At 38.2% G+C, this 19080-nt stretch carries 15 protein-coding genes and 1 pseudogene; 3 read left to right on the top strand and 13 right to left on the bottom strand.

The window, feature by feature from the left end; genetic code table 11:
* Positions 1–238: 238 nt before the first annotated feature.
* Complete coding sequence (locus tag AKK44_RS04590) at positions 239–598, bottom strand: hypothetical protein (protein WP_054278713.1); 360 nt, start codon at positions 596–598, stop codon at positions 239–241.
* A complete protein-coding gene (locus AKK44_RS04585; protein ID WP_054278712.1) occupies positions 595–1086 on the bottom strand; it encodes a hypothetical protein in 492 nt (163 codons plus the stop codon). Before AKK44_RS04585 ends, AKK44_RS04590 begins: the two co-directional genes overlap by 4 nt.
* A gap of 574 nt (positions 1087–1660) precedes the next feature.
* On the opposite strand from AKK44_RS04585, the pseudogene AKK44_RS09375 reads away from it, so the two are divergent.
* A pseudogene (locus AKK44_RS09375) lies at positions 1661–1997 on the top strand (tyrosine-type recombinase/integrase); the annotation flags it as partial.
* Positions 1998–2149: 152 nt separating this feature from the next.
* On the opposite strand, the gene eno reads toward AKK44_RS09375, so the two are convergent.
* On the bottom strand, positions 2150–3457 hold the full coding sequence (gene eno, locus AKK44_RS04570) for a surface-displayed alpha-enolase (RefSeq protein ID WP_037594959.1): 1308 nt from the start codon (positions 3455–3457) through the stop codon (positions 2150–2152).
* Between the two features lie 234 nt (positions 3458–3691).
* On the opposite strand from eno, the gene AKK44_RS04565 reads away from it, so the two are divergent.
* Entirely contained in the window at positions 3692–4138 is a 447-nt protein-coding gene (locus tag AKK44_RS04565) for a YueI family protein (RefSeq protein ID WP_054278709.1), read from the top strand.
* Between the two features lie 9 nt (positions 4139–4147).
* Here AKK44_RS04565 and AKK44_RS08850 read toward each other — a convergent pair whose 3' ends face one another.
* The 3 genes from AKK44_RS08850 to AKK44_RS04550 form a co-directional block, all read right to left on the bottom strand.
* The gene (locus tag AKK44_RS08850; protein ID WP_152911063.1) at positions 4148–4324 is read right to left on the bottom strand and encodes an HAD hydrolase family protein; all 177 of its coding nucleotides are present in this window, start codon (positions 4322–4324) and stop codon (positions 4148–4150) included.
* Between the two features lie 684 nt (positions 4325–5008).
* Entirely contained in the window at positions 5009–6619 is a 1611-nt protein-coding gene (locus tag AKK44_RS04555; RefSeq protein ID WP_054278707.1) for a DEAD/DEAH box helicase, read from the bottom strand.
* A 300-nt stretch (positions 6620–6919) separates the two neighbouring features.
* Complete coding sequence (locus tag AKK44_RS04550) at positions 6920–8509, bottom strand: SpaA isopeptide-forming pilin-related protein (protein ID WP_161802566.1); 1590 nt, start codon at positions 8507–8509, stop codon at positions 6920–6922.
* 641 nt (positions 8510–9150) lie between these two features.
* Between AKK44_RS04550 and AKK44_RS04545 the strand changes: the two genes are divergently transcribed.
* Positions 9151–10284: a YSIRK-targeted surface antigen transcriptional regulator gene (locus AKK44_RS04545; RefSeq protein ID WP_054278705.1), complete on the top strand. Its 1134-nt coding sequence runs from the start codon at positions 9151–9153 to the stop codon at positions 10282–10284.
* Between the two features lie 52 nt (positions 10285–10336).
* Here AKK44_RS04545 and AKK44_RS04540 read toward each other — a convergent pair whose 3' ends face one another.
* The 7 genes from AKK44_RS04540 to AKK44_RS04510 all read right to left on the bottom strand — a co-directional run bounded on the left by AKK44_RS04540 (position 10337) and on the right by AKK44_RS04510 (position 19033).
* Entirely contained in the window at positions 10337–11881 is a 1545-nt protein-coding gene (locus tag AKK44_RS04540) for a peptide chain release factor 3 (protein WP_054278704.1), read from the bottom strand.
* 175 nt (positions 11882–12056) lie between these two features.
* Positions 12057–12752: a TMEM164-related integral membrane acyltransferase gene (locus tag AKK44_RS04535; protein WP_152911062.1), complete on the bottom strand. Its 696-nt coding sequence runs from the start codon at positions 12750–12752 to the stop codon at positions 12057–12059.
* Between the two features lie 99 nt (positions 12753–12851).
* Positions 12852–14219 (bottom strand): UDP-N-acetylmuramoyl-tripeptide--D-alanyl-D-alanine ligase, encoded by a 1368-nt coding sequence (locus tag AKK44_RS04530; protein ID WP_054278702.1) that lies wholly within the window; start codon positions 14217–14219, stop codon positions 12852–12854.
* Positions 14220–14360: 141 nt separating this feature from the next.
* Positions 14361–15407 (bottom strand): D-alanine--D-alanine ligase, encoded by a 1047-nt coding sequence (locus AKK44_RS04525; RefSeq protein ID WP_054278701.1) that lies wholly within the window; start codon positions 15405–15407, stop codon positions 14361–14363.
* A gap of 82 nt (positions 15408–15489) precedes the next feature.
* Positions 15490–16086 (bottom strand): recombination mediator RecR, encoded by a 597-nt coding sequence (gene recR, locus AKK44_RS04520; RefSeq protein ID WP_037595999.1) that lies wholly within the window; start codon positions 16084–16086, stop codon positions 15490–15492.
* Between the two features lie 11 nt (positions 16087–16097).
* Complete coding sequence (pbp2b, locus tag AKK44_RS04515; RefSeq protein ID WP_054278700.1) at positions 16098–18152, bottom strand: penicillin-binding protein PBP2B; 2055 nt, start codon at positions 18150–18152, stop codon at positions 16098–16100.
* Positions 18153–18262: 110 nt separating this feature from the next.
* Positions 18263–19033 carry a formate/nitrite transporter family protein gene (locus AKK44_RS04510; protein ID WP_054278699.1) on the bottom strand — a complete coding sequence of 257 codons (771 nt, stop codon included), beginning with the start codon at positions 19031–19033 and terminating at the stop codon, positions 18263–18265.
* Between the last annotated feature and the right edge of the window lie 47 nt (positions 19034–19080).

Below are 19080 nucleotides of genomic sequence, written 5' to 3'. Positions count from 1 at the left end.
CTTTTACTCGGAAAACTTATTTACAATCTTAGTATAACACGCCCTAAGGCATAAGTCAATGAAAAAAGGTTCTTCTATGAAAATAAAGTGATTTTCTATTATTAGTAGCTCTTTTTGACACTCCTCTTTATTTGGCAAACAAACAATCCCCCTTACACAATTTTAGTGAGGAGGAATTATCTAATTTAACTTTTAATGTGTTTTCTATGAAGTGATAAAAATAACTAAAAAAGTAACCTTAACAGTTATGTTTTTCAACATTTTTATTGAATTTTTTCAATTCTTTTAATATCTCGTTTTCTAACTCAAATTTTTCCCCATCCTGTTCTTCAGATATAAACTTTTTTTTCATAATAATATAGGTGCTCATACATGATAAAAAAACTGTTGCTATAAGTATAAGTCTAAAAACTAATAGATAGTTTACATTAAAAAAGACATTTTGAGTGTTTATTAAAAAAGAGACATTTGGAGTGTTTTTTAAAATTATCAAAACAATAGCAGAAAGTGCGATAAATTGTAAGCAAACAATGCGTATTGCTTCCCATTTAGCAATTTCTTCCCATTTAGGAATTGTTTTCTCTTTTTGTATACTCATTTTTTATTCTCCTCTTTATTCCGTAATTTTAGATATTCGAGAAAAGCCTCTTTTACCAACTTACTTGGTTTTTTATGATTATTTCTAAAATTAAAGTATTCGGCTGGGCCCATTAATTGACGATATTCAAAATGATGCTTAAGTAAGAAAGTGGCAAAAAGTCTTACAATATCTATTTCTTGCCTTGTTAAATGATCAGAATGCCCATCACAAAGAACAAATTTTTCTAGGTAATTAATCATTTGATTAGTCATCCAGTCAAAACTAAATAACAGTGGTTCCACATCGTGCTTTCTGAATCTTAATGATGCCCTGACTCTTTGTGCCTCATCTAAACCAATTTCATGTTTTGAAGCAACTTCTAAAAGACTTTTTCTCCATTCCGAGCTTTGATCTAAATCGCTATTGCTTGTTTGTTTTCTAACATAAATTGAGACTAACGCTGCGACTAACGCTGCGATGAATCCACTTAATAATTGTCCAGTCATATGTTCTCCTATATTCTATATATTAGCAAAAAAACAATATCAATGCTATAAGATTATTGAATTTTTTACAATTCTTTTACTTTTTTTGACCACCCCTATCAAGTATTACTTTATTGAGCTATTGGATGGATTGTTTTTTGATTCTATAAAATTTTCGTTCTGTATAGTATTTCCCAATACAATTGCTAACTATGGGTAAGTCACGATGAAAATGACCTAAAGAACTATCCTCTCTAAATGGCTTAAATAGCTGTTTTCTCAAAATGTTGCCATTACCCATAATAAAACCTAAATATCTAACTAAATCCCATACTTGCTTACTGATATTAGAAAGGTATTAGCATGACTATTAAAGAATACAAAGAGAAAAATGGTACAATCGTGCATCGTGCTAGCATCTATCTTGGTGTTTCCTTTTCAGCCACTGATTGCCGTATTAGCTTTAAATTGTACGGATATTGATTTTGAACATTGGACAGTCAGCATTAGTAAAATACTAAACAGATATCAAAAAACAAATTTACCTAAATCAAAAGTAAGTACTCGAACCATTGAAATCGATAGAGGAACCATCTTATTGATCAGACATTGCCTGAACCACCGCAAACAACAAGTGTGGCAAATTGGAAAAGATAACGGGGTATTGTTTACGGCATTTTTTACCAAGTACTCTTATGCTTGTAACTTACGCAAAAGATTTTAAAGCTGCTGGAGTACCTGACATTGGTTTCCATGGAGTTCGCCATACTCATGCCACAATCATGTTATATGCCGATATAGAGCCAAAGGGTTTACAATATAGGCTAGGTCATTCTAATATCTCCATGACTTTGAGCACATACGTTCACGCCACTCAAGAAGGTGTGAAAAAAGCCGTCTCCATATTTGAAACGGCAATCAGTAATTTATAAATAATAAGGGTGTCCCATTTCAGGGGTACCCTCTTACCATACATTTTTTAACAAAGGTAACTAAAAGGGTGGTAAAAACCAAAAAAGCACTCTTGGAAGAACCCTAGAATGCTTTAAAATCAATATTTCTTGACCATTAATTAATAATCAGATTATTTTTTAAGGTTGTAGAATGATTGAAGGCCTTTGTAACGAGCAACTTCTGCAAGTTGATCTTCGATACGAAGCAATTGGTTGTATTTTGCAATACGGTCTGTACGTGACAATGAACCTGTTTTGATTTGACCAGCGTTTGTTGCTACTGCAATGTCAGCAATGGTTGAATCTTCAGTTTCACCTGAACGGTGTGATACTACTGCAGTGTATCCAGCCTCTTTAGCCATTTCAATAGCTTCAAACGTTTCAGTCAAAGTACCAATTTGGTTAACTTTGATAAGAATTGAGTTTGCTGCATTTTCTTTAATACCGCGTGCTAGGTAGTCAGTGTTTGTAACGAAGAAGTCGTCACCAACCAATTGAACACGGTTACCAAGACGTTCAGTAAGAGCTTTCCAGCCATCCCAGTCGTTTTCATCCATACCGTCTTCGATAGTGATGATTGGGTATTTGTTAACCAATTCTTCAAGGTAGTCAACTTGCTCAGCAGACGTACGAACAGCTGCGCCTTCACCTTCGAATTTAGTGTAGTCATAAACGCCACGCTCTTTGTCGTAGAATTCTGATGACGCACAGTCAAAACCAATCATGATGCCGTTTTCACCAGCTTCGTAGCCAGCTGCTTCGATAGCTTTAAGAATTGTTTCAACACCATCTTCAGTTCCATCAAACTTAGGTGCAAAACCACCTTCGTCACCAACAGCTGTTACAAGTCCACGCTCTTTAAGAATTTTCTTAAGGGCATGGAATACTTCAGCACCCCAACGAAGAGCTTCTTTGAAAGTTGGTGCGCCAACAGGCATAATCATGAACTCTTGGAATGCGATTGGAGCATCTGAATGTGATCCGCCGTTGATGATGTTCATCATTGGTGTTGGAAGAACTTTAGCGTTGAAACCACCAAGGTAGTTGTAAAGTGGTACTTCTAGGTAGTCAGCTGCAGCACGAGCTACGGCAATAGACACACCAAGGATTGCGTTAGCACCAAGTTTACCTTTATTAGGAGTGCCGTCAAGAGCGATCATTGCACGGTCGATAGCTTGTTGATCACGAACATCAAAACCGATGATTGCTTCAGCGATGATATTGTTAACATTGTCAACGGCTTTTTCTGTACCAAGACCAAGGTAACGTGATTTGTCTCCGTCACGAAGTTCTACTGCTTCGTGTTCGCCGGTAGAAGCTCCTGAAGGAACCATACCACGTCCGAAAGCACCTGATTCAGTATAAACTTCTACTTCAAGTGTTGGGTTACCGCGTGAGTCAAGGACTTCGCGAGCGTAAACATCAGTAATAATTGACATTATAATACTCTCCTTATGAGTTTTAATATTTTTACATGTTAATACTACCATAAACTAGGCGTTTTAGCAACTTAAAAAGTTTTTTACTGAAATTCAAAAACGTTTTTCTGGGACTATTTTCTTTGTTTTCAATAGCTTATCAGAAATTTACAAAAACACTCGATCAGGCGCAATAGCTAGCCTTTTAAGAGCAAAATAGATATAATGGTATAGAGTAATTTAAAGGAGGTGTTTATGGAGTTACTAGACCAAAAACTCCTAAAAAGTAGTTTGGGTGAGCATCGGCTCAAACCAGACGAACAGCGCTACTTTTTAGGCACTTATAAAGAACGAGTTGTTTTAACCGCTACCTTGGAAGAAATCACACAACAAGCTGTCGCAGACTACATTGCCTCAGAGCTTGTCCCTCTCAGTATCAAGTATCCTCCTTTGGCACTAAAGCTATCTCCTGAGCTTGACGCCAATCTGCAGATGCTGTACATGAAATTGGCCAAAGAACATCACTTAGCAGCAACAATCGTTGATGAATCCAATCACCAATCTCCTTTTGCCCTCGTACTTCACACCAATCACGCAGTAGATATCCCAGACACTGCTATACCAGATTTTTCTAAGACTCAAAAACCTACCGAAAAATCATCTAAAAAAAGATCTTTATTGAAAAAGTTTTTTGGGTCATAGTAGATCTAATTATTTCTTAAACTCATCCACCAAATGAATGACTTGATGTAAATCAGGTACATTGATTTGGTGTTTTATGTGTTCACGGATAAATTCTTTTAGACAAAAAGCAATGCCTAAACCAGCTTGCTCAAGCATCGCTAAATCATTAGCCCCATCTCCTGCAGCAATCGGTTCTGATAGCATTTGATTACTAACGAGATACGATACGCTTGAGGGATTATTTGATTAAACCCATCATTTTTCTACTAACAGGTTACAAAAAATATTTTTACATACACTAATCAAAAATCGCCTCTATTGTTCCTTCTAAGAACCCCCAAAGTATATCAGCGTGACCCCCCCACCAATGCACTGTGCTACAATTTTTACAGTACCGCCTCCATTTTAAATTTTAAAAAGTTTATCAACCTTAATAACATTATAAAAATTATTCATTTCAGCACCTTTCTATCTTAGAATTAACCAAGTGCTCTTCCAACACAAAATACAATTTCAGCAATAATCTCAACCAGGATTATCTGACCAGTATCTTTCTCAAGTTAACTAGGTGTCGCAAGTTTAGAAATCCTTAATATTCAACAAGCAAGAAATGGTAGTATTACGACCTAGGATAACTGTCTGTAGGCAAAAGTAGAGTTGCCACGAACTCAGTTTCTACAATCTGCTTCTCAAAAATCGGCTACAGTTGAACATCAAACGACTGACCTTAAAGCTCAAATCGAACAAGCTGATGTTCAACTAAATGAAAATACTAGTGATATATCATTTCTTAAAGATGATTATTGGATAATCAAAAAAGGAGCCGATTGGCTCCTTTTTTATTCAGTGACAATAACCTGTTTGGTTTGTGTTCAATGATTTTATTGATTATTCACCTTTGTGACGAATCACAAAACCAGAGTCTTTACTTCCAGATTTTTGATCTTTGTTGTAAGAATCGTTGGCGCTACGTTTTGGTTTACGTTTGAAGTCACGACTACCGCCGCCTTCTTGACCATCACGTTTGTCACGGCTTGGTCCTTGACCTTCTTTGCGTTTGCCACGGTATCCACCGCCACCGCCACCGCTACGACGATTGTCGCGACCACGGCCGCCACCGCCACCTTTGTTGGTTTTATTGCCATGTCCGCCACCAACATATTTAAATGGTAATGGTTTTTCACGGGCAATTTCAACTTCAGGCAAAGTGTCTGGATCTTGAACTGTTAAACTCAAAATATACAAGGCTAATTCTTCTGGTGTAAATTCTGATGCCAACTGAATCGCATCACCTTTGAATTTATCAAAGTTAGCACGAGTATTCTCATTAGCAAAATCACGTTCAATTTTCTTAAGAGCTACTTTTTTCTTAGCCTGGAAAGCTTCTTCAGCTGTTGCAGGTTTAAGAGGCATCATTTTTTTCTTAGTTAAGTTTTCAATGATTGACAAGTAACCCATCTCGTTTGGAGATACAAATGTGATTGACTCACCAGATTTACCAGCACGACCAGTACGACCGATACGATGGACATAACTTTCTGGATCTTGAGTGATGTCGTAGTTATAAACGTGGGTAACTCCTGAGATGTCAAGACCACGAGCAGCAACGTCAGTTGCAACTAAGATATCAATTTGATCGCCTTTAAAGTCACGAATAACGCGTAATCGTTTGTTTTGATCGAGGTCTCCATGGATACCTTCTGCACGGAAGCCGCGCAATTTCAAACCACGAGTGATTTCGTCAACACGACGTTTGGTACGACCAAAAACAATTGATAGTTCTGGTTGATCAACGTCCATCAAACGTGTCATTGTGTCAAATTTTTCATGTTCTTTAACCAGGACATAAAACTGGTCAACGTTAACGTTGGTTAGTTCTTTATTTTTGATTTGAACATGTTGGGGATCTCTCATAAACTTAACACCAATTTGCTTAATTGGAGCTGGCATAGTCGCTGAGAACAACAAGGTTTGTCGATTTGAAGGAACACGGCTAATAATAGCTTCGATGTCCTCTAAGAATCCCATATTTAGCATTTCGTCTGCCTCATCAAGAATGAGGGTTTCAACATGCTCTAGTTTTAAAGCTTTACGCTTGATAAGGTCTAATAAACGTCCAGGAGTACCGACAACAACATGAGCGCCTGATTTTAGGGCTTTAATTTGTTTGTCAATGCTTGATCCACCATATACTGAGCGAACCTTAACGCCTTTATCGCGTCCAAAACGGAAGAGTTCTTCCTGGCTCTGAACAGCTAGTTCACGGGTTGGTGCAATAACCAATGCTTGGATGATGTTTTCATCCGTACGAATCTTATTCAATGTTGGTAGGCCAAATGCAGCTGTTTTACCAGTTCCTGTTTGTGCCTGACCAATAACATCCTTGCCCTCTAGGGCCAATGGAATCGTCATTTCCTGAATAGGAGATGCTTTCTCAAAGCCTGCTGTCACAACAGCTGATTGGATGTTTTCTGATAAGTTAAATTCTGTAAATTTCAATTGTTTCTCTTTTCTAAAAAGGCAGTGCGAAGCTGCCTTATAGGCCTGTAAATTTTTGTCGTTCGATTAACAACTTAACTAGTGTATCACAATTAAGATTAAAAAGATAGGAATAATGTTGCCATTTCCAATAACACATTTTTAAAAAGAGGTTTTTAATGGTGGTCAAAGACTGGTATCATTGACTTTTGCCATATTGTTGACCACCTGAAAAATCTTTAATATAAAATAACAGCGAGCACCTTATTAAAGGACTCACTGCTATTTTAGTATTAGTCATTAGACCAATATAATCATTTTTTATTTAGTGCTGTATTTTTTTCTTCCAACAAATACAAACATGCTAACTGCCAACATATTCAAACCAAGTAAACTTGCAAGTGAAGATACAACATCTCCAGTAGCAGGTAATTTACTCTTAGATTGATTTGGAGTTTTAGGAACTTCTGGCTGATCAATTGTTGGAATAGTATGATCGGTTACCATTAGATGGTTTGCATTTGCAGCGACAGTGTTACCAGCTGCATCAATAATTGTCACTTGACCATTGTCATCAACTTTGAAAGTGATATCAGTTACTTTCAAGTATCCGTTTGGCGCAACAACTTCATGGAATACATAAGTTCCAGCTGCAAGCTCTAGGTAATGTGTTTGACCTGCAATACTTGTCCAACCTGTAACCATAGAACCATCAATAGCTCTAATCTCAATTTGAGCACCACCAATTTCTTGACCACCTAGGTTCAATTTACTAATCTTAATATTATGTTTGCCAGGCAATTCAGGTTTTGTGTCCTCAACGATTGTATGATCTCCTGATTGTCCATGTTCATTTGGAAGACTTTGTTCTGTCTCAATGATATGGTTTTCTTCAACAATCTCTGTTGAGCCTGATTGTCCATGTTCATTTGGAAGATTTTGCTCTGTCTCGATGACATGGTTTTCTTCAATAATCTCTGTTGAGCCTGATTGTCCATGTTCATTTGGAAGGTTTTCTTCTATATCAATGACATCGCCTGTCTCTACTATTGGTTTGTAGTTATCGACCATCACGATATGTGCAGTACCTGTCACAAGCTGACCATCTACAGTGATACGACCATCTGTACTGATAGTAAACATGATTTTTGTAGCAATTTGGTAACCTTCTGGAGCAGCTGTTTCAACAAACTCATAACTTCCTGGTAATAGGTAGAAATCTTTAGCTTTACCGTCTGAAACCCATGATTGGATTGATTTACCTGATAAATCACGAAGTTCAATCGTTGCACCTGCTAGTTCATTACCTTTAATATCACGTTTAGAGAATTTCACAAGTGTTTTGCTGTCTTCTTGCTCAATGATATTGCCTGACTGCCCATCTTCATTCGGAAGATTTTGCTCTGTCTCGATGACATGGTTTTCTTCAATAATCTCTGTTGAACCTGATTGTCCATGTTCATTTGGAAGGTTTTGTTCTGTCTCTATGATATGGTTTTCTTCAATAATCTCTGTTGAGCCTGATTCTCCATGCACATCTGGCAATTTTTCGTCTGTCTCTATTTCAGGACTATAACCAAATATTGGTTTTTCTTTCTCCTTCTCAAAGGTCACAATGCGTTGATAGATGCTGTTTTGAGGTTCAAAATATGTTAATTTAATACCGTTTGGAATAGGTAATTTATTTAATTCCAAATAAATATCGGAATAAGTCGATTTTAATACATCGAAATAATTTCCTTTATCATAGCTCCGACTAAGAAGTACTTCTCCTTGATGCTTATCTTTGACATACCCATGTACCAGCGCAGAAATCATATTATTTACTGCAACATTTTTTTGGTATATCTTCTCCGCTTTAATACTAAAAGGAAGCTTATCCATAGCATCATTAACTTTTGTAACTACCATATTTTTATTATAAAATAACCGCTTAAGATTATTTCCTATATTAGATGATAGTGGTGACTTTATTTTTTGATACTTTGCTCCATACCCTAATTTAGGAAAAGTCTTCTCCGGATCTACACAAAAACCAACCTGTTCTTCCCCAGTTTTTGCATGCTTGATAATTATCTCTCCATTACTGCCATTTTTTATGTACCCATAGTAATCATATCCATCTTTAGCCTTAACCGTTTTCGTAAGACTTAATGAACCAGCTGAGACCAATAGGACTATTAACAGTCCTATTATTCGTTTTAATTTCATTTCTCTCTCCTTTATTAAATAGTCTCTCTTGTTATCAACATTCACTATCTTATAGCAGTTCATCCCTCCTTAAATACTTGGTTTATCTGATATCTGATGTATCTTGTTAAAAATAACACAATCTATTCTTTATTTCTTGTCTATTCTGTTTTTTTTTGCATGATTTTAAAGTTTTATATCATTTTTTCTAAATAATTAAAGATTACTCCTTAATCACTTGAAATCAGCTGCCATTATTTAAAAGTATAATGATAATTACCCTATCTTTCATTTATGTACATATCTAATTGTTCTTGTTTCCATTATACTGAAGGGGAGAGAGAATAGGAGAAAATGATATTATGGAGAAAAAGAAGTTAGTAAAAGCCCTACATGTCTGTCTAGGACTACCTGTCAATATTTTTGATGATGATTTAAATCTTGTAAAAAGCTTTAAATCTAATCGAACGATTTCACTTCACTATAACTTTCATGCCATTTTGAAAGCTATTACAAAACAAACTTTTTTGTACCAATTTGTAACTGGAGATTTTGGTGAGTTACTACTAGTTTACCAGTATCAAGACTGTTTTTTTAGCTTTGGTCCTTTTAGATGTAATCACATTGACGAAACCTTACCATCAGAGAGTAAGATAAACCAGTTGCCTTTGTATTCACTAACGGATATCAGAGAAATTTTGATTATTATTCATTATGTGTTTTCAGGAGAGGTGTTTGATCTCTCTTCCGAAAAAATATTACATACTGTCCAAGAAGCAGCTTATAAGATTGATAAGGAACAGGCTAATTACTTAATCGAGCAATCTAACGATCCTAAAACTTATTTAGTAGAGTATGAAAACAATATTTTAGAAGCCATGCGACAAGGGGATGTCCAAAAGCTTCGCGATATGCTTTTCAACCTTGGTAATGGGGTTTCGCCAGCTGTAACAGGAAGTATCTTGAGATCAGAAAAAAACTATTCTATTATCGTCTATGAAAAAATTTCTCAAATAGCTATTCAATTAGGAGTTAGTATTGTAACCGCTTACCAATCAAGGGATTACTTTATCCAAGAAAGTGAAAAATGCAATAGTCTTGAATCAATTATTCAACTAAGGGAATCGGCTATTATTTTTTTTACCAAAAAAATTGGAGAAAACACGTGTAACTATTCTCGTTTGGTCACCTCTATCATTCAATATATCAACACCAACTTGAATCAAAAGCTAAAAACCAAGAATATTGCGACTCACTTTAACTTTAGTGAATCGGCTATTCGTAAACTGTTCCAGGACGAAACCAATGTTACCATACAACAATTTATTACCAAACGAAAAATCGAAGAAGCTAAAACCATGTTGCGTAATCGTCATAGCGTGACTGATATCGCAATTGCTTTAGCTTTTTCTGATATTGCTCATTTTTCAAAAATTTTTAAAAACGAAGTTGGGATTCCTCCCAAACAATATCAAAAGCTATTTCATAGCAAATAATGAAATAGCTAACTAAAAAACGGATTAGATAAGCATCTAATCCGTTTTGGTATTACATTTTTTCTTCCAAGGTTACATCTGGGTACTTATCTGCGAACCAACGCAAGGCAAAGTCGTTTTCAAAAAGAAAAACGGGTTGATCAAAGCGGTCTCTAGCCAAAATATTTCGACTAGATGACATGCGCTGATCCAGATCTTCCTCAGAAATCCAGCGCACTGTCTTTTTCCCCATTGGGGTCATGACGACCTCTGCATTGTATTCGCCCTCCATGCGGTGTTTAAAGACTTCAAACTGTAGCTGTCCCACAGCACCTAGCATGTATTCGCCAGTTTGGAAATTTTTATAAAGTTGGATGGCACCTTCTTGCACCAATTGCTCCATGCCTTTGTGGAATGATTTTTGCTTCATCACGTTCTTAGGCGATACTTTCATGAAGATTTCCGGAGTAAATGTTGGCAAAGCCTCAAATTCAAACTTTTGCTTGCCGACGGTCAACGTGTCTCCTACTTGGTAAGTTCCCGTATCATAGACACCGATAATATCTCCTGCTACCGCATTTTTTACATTTTCACGGGATTCAGCCATAAACTGAGTCACATTTGATAATTTAGCGCTTTTTCCAGTTCTTGCCAGATTGACGCTCATCCCTTTTTGAAACTCACCTGACACAATCCGTACAAAAGCGATACGGTCTCTGTGTTTTGGGTCCATATTAGCCTGGATTTTAAAAACAAATCCAGAAAAATCTTGGTTTAGAGGGTCAATGACTTCGTCTGTTGTTGTTTTATGTCCGTGTGGTTCTGGTGCAAATTGCAAAAAACTATCAAGAAAGGTCTGTACCCCAAAATTGGTCAAGGCTGAGCCAAAAAATACTGGTGTCAGCTGACCATCTAAGATCGCCTGTTCAGAGAAATCATTTCCTGCTTCTTCTAATAATTCAATGTCTTCTAGTGCTTGCTCATAGAATGGATTATTGGCAAAAAGTGATGCACCTTCTTCAATTTTGGCAAAGCGTTGTTCCCCTTTATAGAGCTCCAAGCGCTCATTGTACAAGTCGTACAAACCTTCAAAAGAACGTCCCATACCAATAGGCCAATTCATCGGATACGAAGCAATCCCCAAAACTTCCTCTAACTCCTCTAACAACTCTAAGGGCTCACGGCCGTCACGGTCTAGTTTGTTAATAAAGGTAAACACAGGAATATTGCGGTGCTTAACAACTTCAAATAGTTTCTTGGTTTGAGCTTCTATCCCCTTAGCAGAGTCAACAACCATAACGGCAGCATCTACTGCCATCAGAGTACGGTAGGTATCTTCTGAGAAGTCTTCGTGTCCAGGCGTATCCAAAATATTAACACGTTTGCCTGCATAATCAAATTGCATTACTGATGAGGTTACTGAAATCCCACGTTGCTTTTCAATGTCCATCCAGTCGGATTTGGCAAAGTTTCCCGTTTTTTTCCCTTTAACAGTTCCTGCCTCGCGGATTTCTCCACCAAAATAAAGCAATTGTTCAGTTATCGTTGTTTTACCAGCATCCGGGTGACTGATAATCGCAAAAGTGCGACGTCTTTTAATTTCTTCTGTTATTGACATAATTCGTTCCTTGTTTATTAATAGCGCAGAGTCTCAGCTCTGACTTATCGTTTCTGATCTGATCGTAACACTCGGTATATTGTTTACATTGGTCGCTCCTAAATGTATTCTACAATAAAAAGAGTTGCTCGTGCAACTCCTTTATTATAGCTGATTTTCACCGCTTTCGCAATGGTTACTGTTCTTCAGAAAACTCTAGTTGTGCGTTATGGACCCAACCTATTTTTAAGTATGCTAACTCAATTACCTTGACAAGCCCTGTCAAACCAACCGTCACGATAATAAAGTTCAATAGCAAATGATGGGTGTGGATAATAGGTATGTCCATGACAAAACCGTAATTGCCCTTGGTTAATAAATTGACCAAAATCAAACCAAAATTAATGGTAGCCAGGTACCTCAAAACTAAGAGGGGCTTCAATTGGCTGGGGTTATAAAAACGCAGCATATACACGAGACCATTGACCAAAAGAGCATAGTGTCCTAGGTAAAAAGAAATATTAGCCACATGCCACAGCTTATACGGGTATAAATCTGGGGATAAAAGGGCTAAGAAGGTTCCACCTATTCCGATAAGCATAAAAAGCTGCTTCAAGCTATTACGATCAGGCAAAAAGAAGATAGCTAGCATGGCAATACGGCAATGATAAAGTGGCAAGGCCTCATCTAAAGGGAACCCTCGCAAAACATACCAGGTGTATAGGCAAATTAACTGAGCTAATTGCAAGCTTAAAAAAGTATAGCGATAGGGTTTTGAGCGATAAGCCTGTAAAGTTGCAAAAACAAGCAAGGGCGCCAGCATGACAGATGATAGGTAAAATAAAAATGAAGTGTGGGGCAACCCAATAGGGTCAATTGCAAAAAAGTCCATAAACATCCCTTTCTTTATTTTTTCATTATACCTTAATCTTTATGAGTGAACAAGACTTTTCACATTTTTTCTGAGAGCACACCATGCTAAGGCACTGCTTTACCCTTGGATGAGTCTTTCGACGATGTTATCTAAAGACATGGAGTTGCTGCCTTTCAACAATAGCTGATCACTAGGTTCTAAAATACTGACTAAATGTTGGTACATGTCCTCAAATTGATCTTCTTGGTCAGTCTTTTTAAAGAAATAAACACGTCCAATAGGATACATTTGACTAGCCAACTGAGCCAACTCCTGAATATCGTCACCGTAAAAAATCAGGTGATTGATGTGATCTGGAGATAAGCTTGTTAAGAGCTGTGTGTGTAGCGCAACCGAACCTGCTCCTAATTCTTTCATATCGGCTAAAAGGGCTATTTTTTTTCCTGAGGGATTGGCTGAAATATTAGAGAAGGTTTCTAATATTAGGCGCATGGCTGTAGGATTAGCGTTGTAGACATCTGATAGTAAGTCAGCACCATTCGCCGCTTTTTTCCATTCCGTACGGTTACGTGTGAGCTGTACGGTTTCCAAGGCTTCTATAATGTCCTCGTCTGACACGGCTAATAATTTCCCTACGTAGGCTGCTAGCATGGCATTGGTTGCATTGTATTTTCCTGTGAGTGGCAAAGTGATAGGTCTTGGCAAAACGTTTGTTGTGAAGGTTAAGGATTCTTTAGCTTCACTAATAGCATTAACGGTAATTTCTTGGTTTTGACCAAAGCGAATAACCGTTTGATTTTCTGGTAAATAAGGAGTAACAATTGGGTCTCCCGGCACAATCAAAATCCCATCAGAATTCATGCCATCTACAATCTGCATTTTCCCTTTTGCGATGCGCTCTCGTGAGCCGAAATATTCTAAGTGAGCTTCTCCAATCAGCGTCACAACGGCAATGCGAGGTCTAGCGATACTTGAAAGTAGACCAATATCCCCCATATGATCTTGGCCCATCTCCAAGACAATTTTTTCGGTCTCTTCTGGCATGTGTAGCACTGTATAAGGCAGGCCAATTTCATTATTATAGTTGCCCTGTGTCTTATAAGTTTGATAGGTAGTTGCTAAAACTGCATGAATCATGTCTTTTGTTGATGTTTTGCCGTTTGATCCAGTCACAGCAATGACATCCACGCGCATCTTGTCAATGTAGTATTGCGCTAGCTTTTGAAACGCCAACAAACAATCATCCACCAATAAGTATGGACGATTGGGCACTTCTTTTTCTGAAAAGGTTGCAATAGCACCCTTGTTAAAAGCCGATTCGATAAAGTCGTGTCCATCTCGTTCCCCTTTTAGGGGTAAGAAAAGGTCTCCAGGCTGAACCTTTCGACTATCAAATTCGATTTGATTCAGCGGAACGTCATCCAAATCAGAGAGACTGTTTTGTGCCTCAACTACTTTTGCAACTTCATGTAATGTTAATTTCATCGTTATTTTCCTTCTTCAAACACCTGTTTTCGATTTTTCTTTTATTATAGCATAACTGCCTCAGAAAATTCTTCTCACTTTAAATTATGTCACACAGAGTTAAAACAAGAAAGAACAGAGCTCTTGAGACTCTGTCTTGACTTATATCAAATGGCTTTCACGCTTGTGAAACATATCTTGTGCCAGCCGCACCAATTCCTCGATTAGACTAGCATAAGGCATGCCCATGTTTTCCCACAACAAGGGATACATAGACCATTGGGTAAAACCTGGCATGGTATTTAGCTCATTGAGATAGATGTGTCCATCTTTAGTGAGGAAAAAATCACAACGCGACAAGCCACAGGCTCCAATCGCTTTGAAGGCTATCTCTGCATAAGTTTGCATTTTTTCCATCACACACGGTTCTAGATTAGCTGGAATAGCCATGGTAATTTTATTATCAATATATTTTGATTGGTAGTCATAAAAAGCCACGTCTTTCACTACTTCACCAGGTAGGGTTGAGCTAACTTGCGTGTTTCCAAGAAGTCCGACCTCAACCTCCCTAGCATCAACGCCTTGCTCTATTAAGATACGACTATCATAAGTCAAGGCTAGCTCAATAGCTTGTCTTAATTCAGTTTCGTCTGTTGCTTTTGAAATGCCAACAGATGAACCCATATTTGCCGGTTTAACGAAAACAGGAAAAGTCAGGTTTGAAACCGTCTCTGCTATACAGGCTTCTAAATCCTGTCCTTCAACATAAACCGTATAAGCCACCTGGGGAACACCCACAGACTCCAACACTCTTTTCGTGGTAATTTTATCCATTGCAACACTAGACGATAAGACATTTGTACCGACATAGGGCATCCTCAAAACTTCCAAAAACCCTTGTATAGAGCCATCTTCTCCCATAGGACCATGTAGAACTGGAAAAACGACAGCATTTTCTTCATAAATATCACTAGGCTTAATAATTTGACTTTTGTCAATGGTCGCATTAGTCATAAGATGCTCATTTTCATCTGGTTTTTCAGAAAACACCTGCGTTTTGATGAAATCGCCCGCTTGACTAATAAAATAAGTTTTGACAAAAAACTTATGATAATCGATAGCTCTCATCACGCTTTCTGCTGATAACACTGATACCTCACGCTCGGCAGAACGTCCCCCGTACAATAAAATTATGGTTTGTTTAGACATGGATGTCCTTTCTAATCTGACTGATAGTACTCCTCATTATAGCAAAAAGGCTATCACTTTTCAAAATGCTTTTCAGCTTACTTTACAGTTCTGTGCGGTTTTCAATAGCCCTAAGCAAGGTGACCTCATCTGCATATTCAATATCTGAACCGACCGCCAATCCTCTGGCAAGACGGGTCACTTTGATACCAGCAGGCTTTAAGACACGAGAAATATACATCGAGGTGGCTTCGCCATCTGCTGTTGCATTCGTTGCAATAATCACTTCATTGACCTCCCCATCCATCAGTCGCGTGATCAGACTCTTCAAATTGATATCGTCTGGACTGATGCCATTCATTGGGGAAATTAAGCCGTGAAGTACATGATAATAACCATGATACTCTTGAATTTTTTCCATCGCTGACACATCTTTGGCATCTTCGACAACTAATATCGTAGACTTATCTCGATTAGTATCTGTGCAAATATGACAAGGGTCAGCATCTGTTAAATTGCCGCAAATTGAGCAATAAGTCAGCTCTCTTTTGGCTGCTAGTAAATTTTTAGCAAAGTCGTTCACATCTTCGTCTGACATACCAATGGTGTAAAAAGCAAGCCGAGTGGCTGTTTTTATCCCAATGCCTGGTAGTTTAGAGTAGCTATCGATGAGCTTTGCAATTGGTGTTGGGTAAAGCACTTAGTTCTCCTTTATTGATTTCCATACATGGTCATATATAGGGTGATAATCTCCCTAGCTATCTGCTGATGTGCTTGTGACAAGGCATCCGTCACATGAGGGTACATGACAGCGACAGCAATTTTAGCTTTTGGACTAGGGCCATAAGCCACAACGTTTAAATTATAAGTGGCAAGTCTTGCCCCTGAGTGATCTTTCACGTAGGTTTCAGCCGTTCCTGTCTTGGCGCTGATGGCTACTGAGGTTCCTGCCAATGCTTTTCCTGTAGCATAGCCGCTCCCACTATTAACTACCTGATAAAATCCGTCTTGAATAATACCAAGTTGCTCCCCTGTTAGATTAACTTTGTTAAGGGATTTAGCCTTGATGGGTTTTACCAAGGCACCTAAGCCTTGATTGCCATTATTCTGATAAATCCCATCGACAATATGCGGTGCAAGTCGATTGCCACCATTTGCAATAGTAGCGACATACTGTGCTAACTGCATGGTAGTATAGTTGTCAAACTGTCCAAAGGATTCCGTTAAAACATTTGAAACGGTATAGGTGTTGGTTAAATAGCCAGCAGATTCTCCTGGCAAATCAATTCCTGTAGGAACTCCCATGCCAAATTCAGCATAGGTTTCTCTTAGCTTTGCCATGGTTTCTTTCATTTTGGCACTGGTTAATGTCATGCCTGTTTGATAGTCTTGTCCCATCATCTTTAGTGCAATTTGAACCATATATGTATTTGACGAATACTCCAGAGCTTGAACAGCAGAGATGGGTTGTTGCCCTCTGGTAAACCAAGAGGTAATGGGACTTGAGCCTCCAAATTGGATCGGCTGGTCGAGTAGCACCTGATTCCCTTGGATGACATCTGTCTGCCAACCAGCTGCCAACGTAGCTCCCTTTACAACAGAACCTGGAGTAAAGACATCAGTAATTGTTCCGAGAGCATCTTTTTGCATAGCGCCGGTTTCTGGGTTATGAGACAATCCTGACATCGCCAAAATAGCTCCCGTTTCGGGATTAAGGGCTACCGCATAGACTCCTTCTGAGTAGGCAGCCTTGCCATCACTAAGCTCTTTTTGAAAGTATCTGTCCATTATACCTTCTACTCCTTGTTGAAAATCAAGAGGAACGGTTAGTTTAAGGTGTTGCCCATTTTGCCCTTTTTGCACGGATTTATCAGAGACCAGCTGGCCAGAGCGATTGGTTTTAACCACTTTAATCTCAGGTTTACCTTGTAAAGCAGCCTCGTATTCTTTTTCTAAATAAGAGGTTCCCACGCGATCATTGAGAGAGTAGCCTTGTTTCAGGTAATATTTGAGATTTTCTTTAGGGAGTCCTGCCTCCTCAGTAGAGACTTTCCCTATAATAGATGCTAAGCTAGTGGCTTGTACCTGACGATCCCAATTGGTACCAACTGAAATCCCAGGTAATTTTGCCTTGTTGGCCACAATTAATGCAATAGCATCATCTGATAAGGGAGCTGTCCTGAGATGGATAAGGTTAAAGGCTGCTGCAGCGTTCATTTGATTAAAAACCGCAATCACTTTTTCTTCTTCTTTAGAATAGTTTAAATCGCTGTCTTTCAAAGAAGCTACTGCTTCCTGATAAATTGTGCTTTCTGTTAATTGATTGCCATAACGATCGTACTTAGCGCTTTTAGGTAATTTCGCAACAACCTTGGCATAGGTTGTTGGATCAGCCAAGTAATAATCTTTTTTAGCCCTACTAGACAAGTTAACCTCTAAATAGTCAACATAGGCTTCTAGGCGCTTGGCCAATCGTTTGATGTCTTGAGCGCTGGCTTGCTGACTTCTTGTATAGGTAACAACGTTTTTAAGCTGATTAGACACTAGTACTTGCCCATTATGGTCAAAAATACTACCTCGAGGCGTTGCTTGTTTAACCTTATAAAGACTTGAAGCCTTAAGCTTGGTGGCGTAAAAGTCTTTTTCATAGATTTGCATCTGAGCTAATCTCAGGGTCAAAGCAACAAATAAAAGAACAATTAGCAAAAAAAGAAGGTGGAGACGACGGGGAATGCTTGCAGTTTTCTTTTTTATCATAGATGTCATGTTCTTTTTTGCGGACTCCTCTTTCTAGTTTCGTTTCTTATTTTATCACAAATTGCAAAAAGAAGACTGGGAAAGGTAATTCCCAGTCTAAAAATATTTTTCTTATTTGTTTAGTCGTGCTCAGGATGATGATAAGCTTTGTAGTAAAATAGACTAACAAAGATGGCTCCACCGATAACATTTCCGGCATAGACAAGGCTAAAGTTGGTTACAAAGTCCATCCAGCTTGCTCCGCCTTCAAAAATAGCTGCAGGAATAACAAAGGCATTTGCCACACTGTGCTGAAAACCAAGTGCTACAAAGGTCATAACAGGGAACCAAGTCCCAAGTAATTTGCCAGTCGCGTCACTAGCCCCATAGCATAACCATAAAGCCAAGCCAACAAACCAATTACACCCAATACCTGATACAATCGCCTGTAACGGAGTCACCCCAATCTTAGCATGTGCCACTTCAATAACTTCTTCTTTGAAAATACCAGTGCCTGTCAGTCCCAAAAAATGACCAAAGACAAAGGCTACAAAAATAGCTCCAATGATATTAAAAATAGTAATCACTAACCAGTTTTTCAACAAATCTGTAGCTTTAATTTTTCTGGCAAAAAAGGCAGCTGAAACAGCCATCATGTTGCCTGTAATCAACTCTCCACCAGCCATTAAAATAACAATAAGACCAATCGGAAAAGCACATGCGCCTAATATACTCGAAAAAGGCCCAAAGACTGCCAAACTACTAGCGGCCACCCTAACATATAATAAGTAGCCTAAACTAATCATTGCCCCACCAATAAAGCCTAATATAGCCTTGGCAAGAAATGTTTTTTCAATCTTGTGTTCTCCAATATGAATAGTAGACGCTAAAATTTGTTCTGGTGTTTTCATGATATCTCCTTTTGTTACTATATTCACAAGTGCACTTTTAGTATATC

The sequence above is a fragment of the Streptococcus phocae genome, from assembly GCF_001302265.1.
GTDB classification, from domain to species: domain Bacteria; phylum Bacillota; class Bacilli; order Lactobacillales; family Streptococcaceae; genus Streptococcus; species Streptococcus phocae.
The sequence above is the reverse complement of the archived record's forward strand: the minus strand, read 5'-3'. Positions and strand labels throughout refer to the sequence as shown.